The organism is Planctomycetota bacterium, assembly GCA_026387035.1.
GTDB lineage: Bacteria > Planctomycetota > Phycisphaerae > FEN-1346 > FEN-1346 > JAPLMM01.
In genome coordinates, this window is sequence record JAPLMM010000225.1 from 23,712 (window position 1) to 29,711 (window position 6,000).

The 6,000-nt window shown below is 65.0% G+C and carries 3 protein-coding genes; 1 reads left to right on the forward strand and 2 read right to left on the reverse strand.

Translation table 11 applies throughout. The annotated features are described in order from the left end of the window. Nucleotides 1-154: 154 nt before the first annotated feature. A complete protein-coding gene (gene rpoD / locus NTX40_08155) occupies nucleotides 155-1,912 on the reverse strand; it encodes an RNA polymerase sigma factor RpoD (protein ID MCX5649050.1) in 1,758 nt (585 codons plus the stop codon). A 52-nt stretch (nucleotides 1,913-1,964) separates the two neighbouring features. Continuing rightward, nucleotides 1,965-3,803 carry a DNA primase gene (dnaG, locus tag NTX40_08160; protein MCX5649051.1) on the reverse strand — a complete coding sequence of 613 codons (1,839 nt, stop codon included), beginning with the start codon at nucleotides 3,801-3,803 and terminating at the stop codon, nucleotides 1,965-1,967. A gap of 371 nt (nucleotides 3,804-4,174) precedes the next feature. Here dnaG and NTX40_08165 point away from each other — a divergent pair, with 371 nt between their 5' ends. Next, nucleotides 4,175-5,785, forward strand: a complete 1,611-nt coding sequence (locus tag NTX40_08165; protein ID MCX5649052.1) for a glycine--tRNA ligase — start codon at nucleotides 4,175-4,177, stop codon at nucleotides 5,783-5,785. Nucleotides 5,786-6,000 lie beyond the last annotated feature (215 nt).

Genomic DNA, 6,000 nt, shown 5'->3' on the forward strand with positions numbered 1-6,000 from the left:
AGGGCGGGCGGAGGAAGCGGGATCGTGGAACCCTACGGCGCGGCGGATCTGACGACCCGCTGCGGCGCAAGTTTTTCGGGCGAAAAAAAGGAGGCGGGGGTGAGGGACCCCGCCTCGAGCGGCAAAAGGCGTTCGACCGCCTTTGCCGGGACTCTTAAGGTTCGTCCTGTCGGTCCTGCTTGAACTCGTCCTCCGATCGGTCCTGCTTGAACTCATCCTCCGATTTCTCGTCGAGGAACCCTTCGAGTTTTCGACTCCGGACGGGATGCTGGAGTTTTCGGACGGCCTTGGCCTCGATCTGGCGGACGCGTTCGCGCGTGACGCGGAAGATGCGTCCGACCTCCTCGAGGGTATAGGTTTGGCCGTCCCCGATGCCGTAACGCAGTTTGATGATCTCGCGTTCGCGGTAGGTCAGGGTTTTCAGAACGTGATCGATTTTGGACTTCAGCATCTCCTGGGTGGCGGCGGTGACGGGGGACTCGGCGGTTTCGTCCTCGATGAAGTCGCCGAAGTAGGAATCCTCGCTTTCGCCGACGGGCCGATCGAGGCTGATCGGGTGCCGGCTGATCTTCAGGACGCGGCGGACCTCGGCCAGGGGCAGGGAAGCCTCGTCGGCGAGTTCCTCCAGACCGGGCTCGCGCCCCGTGTCCTGGAGGAACCGTTTGGAGATGTTGCGGAGTTTCGACATCGTCTCGATCATGTGGACCGGGATGCGGATGGTGCGGGCCTGGTCGGCGATGGCGCGGGTAATGGCCTGGCGGATCCACCAGGTGGCGTAGGTCGAGAACTTGTAGCCCCGGCGGTACTCGTACTTGTCGACGGCCCGCATGAGGCCGGTGTTGCCTTCCTGGATGAGGTCGAGGAACGAGAGGCCTCGGTTGCGGTACTTTTTGGCGATGGAGACCACGAGTCTCAGGTTGCCGCCGGAGAGTTTCCGCTTGGCGTCCTCATACTCGCCGGAGCACTTTTCGATGCGTCGGGCGCGGTCGGCGAGTTGGTCGGCGTTTTCGCCCGCGAGCCGCGGAAGCCCTTCGCGCTCTTCCTCGAGTGCGGCGCGTTCGCCGCCGTCATGGGCGCTGTCGGCGAGTTCGTCGAGCCGGCGGCTGATCTCCTCGAGTTTGTGGTGGATGGCCACCAGTTTTTTCATGATGGCCTGGATCTTGGAGGTCCGGAGGCTGAGTTCTTCGAGGAGTTGGACGCATTTTTGTCGGCGCGTGCGCATGCGGCGCGAAGCGCGCTCGCGTTCGGTCTGGCCCGTCCGGGGAGCGACCAGGCGTTCGTAATCGGCCCGATTGGCTTCGATGAGTTTCTCGGCCGTGGCCAGGTTCTCCGGCGTGCGGCGCTGGATCGTCGTCTTGGCGAGGTTCTCCGAGATGCAGATTTTCATGGTGCGGTCGAACGGAAGTTCGCCCGACTCGACCTGGCGAAGGGTGCGGACGGCGCTGGAGATGGCGAAATCGCTCTGAAGGACCTTTCGGCGGAAGTGTTTCCGCGTCAGTTCGATTCGTTTGGCGAGGAAGATTTCCTGGTCGCGCGTGAGGAGCGGGATTTCGCCCATCTGCGTCAGATACATGCGCACCGGGTCGTCGATGCGTTTGCGAGCCTCGGCCTCGGTGGGCGCGGCGATGACGGCGGCGCGGTCCTTGGGCTCCTCGGCTTCCCATTCGGCCGGCGTCTTGGCGGTCTGGCTGGCGCGCTCGCGGAGCGGGACGTCGGCCTCGTCGATGAGGTCCACGCCGAGTTCATCCAGCGTCGTCAGGATGCGGTCAAGGCGGTCGGGGCTGACGACCTCGTCCGGGAGACGGTCGTTCATCTCCTCGTACGTCAGGTAGCCCCGATCCTTGCCCAGCGTCATGAGGGCCTGGATCTTCTCTTCAGGCGTCTGCGCGCGTTCCGGTTTCACGTCGTCCATACCGTCCTCATGCAGGCTTCGCCGGCATTGCCGCCCGGGCGCCGCCGGCGGTTTACCGCCTGGCCGCCGGGGGCAAAAACCCCTGCTGCTTCTTTCGGGCCTCCGCGAATGCGCGGAAAGCCTGCGCGTCGCCGCCGGCTTCGGTCGCGACCCGCCCTCGGGCCGCCAGTTCCTCTTCGGCGGCCAGTTCCTCGAGAGTCCGCAGCGTTTCGTCGAGCAACCGCGCCAGCGGGCCGCCTCCCGTATCGGTTTCCTTTCGGCAGGCCTCGATGGCCTCGCCGCGGTCGTACAACTGGACCGCCAGGCTCGCCAGTTCCGCGTCCTCAAGGCCGCGCAGGACGCCCTGGATGTCGCGGTCGCGCCGATCGGGCCGGGCCAGCATCGCCTCGTAAAGAGTCCGAAAGGCGGCGTCGTCGATTTTTTCGGGTGGCAGGCGCCCGGCCACGTCGTCGGCCCGCGTGGGCCGGCAGACGAGGGCCGTCAAAAGTTCCCTCTCGGCGATCCATCGTTTGCCGTGCCCGGCCGCCGGCGTTTCGGGCGTCGCGGCGGCCTCGTCGGGCCGTCGCGCGCGCCGCCGCATCCGCTTCAATTCCGCCCAGAGCGATTCGGAGCGGATGCCGAGCGCCTGGCTGATGCGGCCCAGCAGGAGGTCCCGCCGGACGTTGGCCTCCTCGCTGGCGAAGACGGGCGCCTGGGCCAGCGTCGTCAGCATCGCGTCGAGCGCGCGGCGTTGGGCGGCGGGGCTGGCGGCGGCGCCGAATTCCCGGCGTACGAGTTCCCACTTGTATTCGAGCGCGTCCTTGGCGCCGGCCAGATACCGCTCGAATCCCGGCGCGCCGGAACCCTCGTCGCGGCACACGTCGAAGGGGTCCTTGCCCTCGGGCAGGGCCGTCACATAAACACAGACGTCCTCGGCGAGGAAAAGTTCCAGGCCGCGGTCGGCCGCACGCCGCCCCGCCTCGTCCGAGTCGAAGACGAGGACAACCTCGTCGGCGTAGCGCCTGAGAACGCGCACGTGCTCGCCCGTCAGCGCCGTGCCGAGCGTCGCCACGACGTTCGTGACGCCCACCTGGTGGGCCATGGCGACGTCGGTGTAGCCCTCGACGACGATGGCGCGGCGCGTCTGCTCGATGTGGGCGCGGGCCTGCGGGAGCCCGTACAGATTCTCCGCTTTGCGAAAGAGCGCGGTTTCCGGCGAGTTCAGGTACTTGGGCGTTTCGTCGCCCAGGCTCCTGCCGCCGAAACCGATCGGCCGGCTCAAGGCATCGGTGATCGGAAACATCAGCCGACCCCGAAACCGGTCGTAGCATCCGGACCCGTCGTCGCGTGGGACGACCAGCCCGGCAAGTTCCAGGAGGCGCACGGGAACGTTTTCCCCTTGCGCGGCCTTCAGGAGGTTGTCCCAACCCGCTGGGGCGAACCCCAGATGGAACACCTCCAGCGACTGTTTATTAAACCCGCGGCCGGCCAAATAGTTCCTGGCCGGTTCCCCCAACGTCGGATGCCGCAGGTTGCCCTCAAAGAACAACGTCGCCCATTCCAGGGCCTTGCGTACATCTCGGCCTGGCCCCTCGGGCTTGCCGCGTCCCGCCTGTTGCCGAAGGGCGATGCCGGCCCGTTCCGCGAGGATGCGAACCGCCTCGGGGAACGTCACGTTCTCCCGCAGCATCACGAAGTTGAACACGCTCCCGCCGCGGCCACAGCCGAAACACTTGAAAATCTGCTTGGTCCGGCTGATGGTGAAGGAGGGCGTCTTCTCGGGATGGAACGGACACAATGCCTTGTAGTCTTTGCCGGCACGCTTCAACGGGAAGTAGGAAGAGATAACTTCCACGATGTCGTTGGCGCGCGCGACCTCATCCAGCACGTCGTCCGCGTAGAGTCCCGACAAGGCGACAACCCAAACCCCTCACGCCCGCGTTCACCAGATTTTCGAAAACTCAAAGCCTTCTCAAGGGCACTATACCTCATAAAAGGGCGAAAGTCAAGCCCGCCCGCACTCCGGGCAGAGTGCAAAATCGGGAGAATCCTACAGTTGGAGTGTCCGAGGTTAAGGGCCATGGAATCCCGGCGCGCCGGGATTGCGGTCTCGCTCGCCCGGGTGCCCTGAACGAGTCGGGCCAGATTCGTGGCGTGTTCGCCGAGGGGGCGGAAAGCGTTGACCGGCCAACCTGCGAGGGCTATGATGGCCGTTCCGGTCACGGGAACCGCACTTCGGCCGGTCCCGGCGCGCCGGGATTGGCGAGCGGCGAAGGGGTGCGCATGGCAACCGAGCAGGACAAGATGGAGCGAATCGTCGCGCTGGCGAAGCGGCGAGGGTTCATCTTCCCCGGGAGCGAGATCTACGGCGGCCTGAACGGCTTCTGGGATTACGGGTCCCTGGGGGTGGAACTCAAGCGCAACATCAAGGACGCGTGGTGGCACGACTGCGTCACGACCCGCGACGACATGGTGGGTGTGGACGCCGCCATCATCATGAACCCGAAGGTTTGGGAGGCGAGCGGACACGTAGTCAACTTCAACGACCCGTTGGTGGACTGCAAGCAGTGCAAGGCGCGGTTCCGGGCGGACAAGGTGTTTACAGTTGGGTTCTGGCGCGCACGAGATAAGGAAATACTGCGTGGTTCCTTAAGAGGCTCCATCGCCCAATGGGAAATCTGGGGAAAGTCACTCGGCGACGCTCCGTCTGGACAAGCGAACCTTCACCAGCCCGATTCCACTCCGCCAATGCCCGCTATATCTATCGGCATTGAAGTTGAAAACGAGGAACAGGCTCTGGAGAAGGCAAAACTCAGCAATAAGCAACGACGTGAAGTTGGTGATGATGCAATTGCCTTGGCGTGGTCTGGGATGCAGCAAGGGTTTCCTGTTCATCGCTGCCCCCTGTGCAGCGGCGAACTGACCGACGCACGCAGGTTCAACATGATGTTCAAGAGCCACGCCGGGGCCATGGAGGACTCGGCGTCGCTGGTTTACCTGCGGCCCGAGACCGCCCAAGGCATTTTCGCGAACTACAAGAACGTTCTGGACACGTCGCGGCTGAAGGTGCCGTTCGGCATCGCGCAGATCGGCAAGGCGTTCCGCAACGAAATCAACCCTCGCAACTACACCTTCCGCTCGCGCGAGTTCGAGCAGATGGAGATCGAGTTCTTCTGCCATCCGAGTGAGGCGGACAAGTGGTACGAGTATTGGCGCCAAGCCCGCTTTGATTGGTACGTGGGCCTGGGCCTGAAGAGCGACCGCCTGCGCCTCCGGGACCACGAGAAGGACGAACTCGCGCACTATGCGAAGGCGTGCGCGGACATCGAGTATGCCTTCCCGTTCGGCACGGCGGAACTGGAGGGCGTCGCGAATCGGACGGACTTCGACCTGAAGCAGCACCAGGAATTTTCCGGCCGGGACATGACGTATTACGACGACGAGACGAAGGAGCGGTTCCTGCCGTACGTCATCGAGCCGTCGGGCGGCGTGGACCGGGCGCTCCTGGCATTTCTCTGCGAGGCGTACGACGAGGACGAGGCGCCCGACGAGAACGGCAAGGCTCAGAAGCGGACGGTGCTGAGGTTCCATCCGCGGCTGGCGCCCATCAAGGTGGCGGTGTTCCCGCTGGTGAAGAAGGACGGCATGCCGGAGAAGGCGCGCGCGATCTACGAGGAATGCCGGCGACACCTGGCGGCGTTCTACGACGAGAAGGGGGCGGTCGGTCGGCGGTACCGTCGCCAGGACGAGGCCGGCACGCCGTTCTGCGTCACCGTGGACGGCCAGACCTTCGAGGACGGGACCGTGACGATCCGCGACCGCGACACGATGAAGCAGGAGCGGATCGGGGCCGAAAGCGTCCTGGGCTACGTCCGGGAACACCTGCACCTGTAGGCGCCGGTCGCCGCGGCGACCTGCATTTCTCTTGGGTCGACGGTCGGCGGGACGCAAAGTCCGATAAGCCGCCACATCCCTGCTTTTTGCCTCAAGGGGCCCCATGCCGGGGGTCGATGTTATCCCGTGAAGAGCGAGCCTGAAGGCTTTGGACGAGGGAAAGTTCCGCGCGCGGCGGAAGGGGCGGAAAGGCTCATCGTGCGGCGAATCTGGGT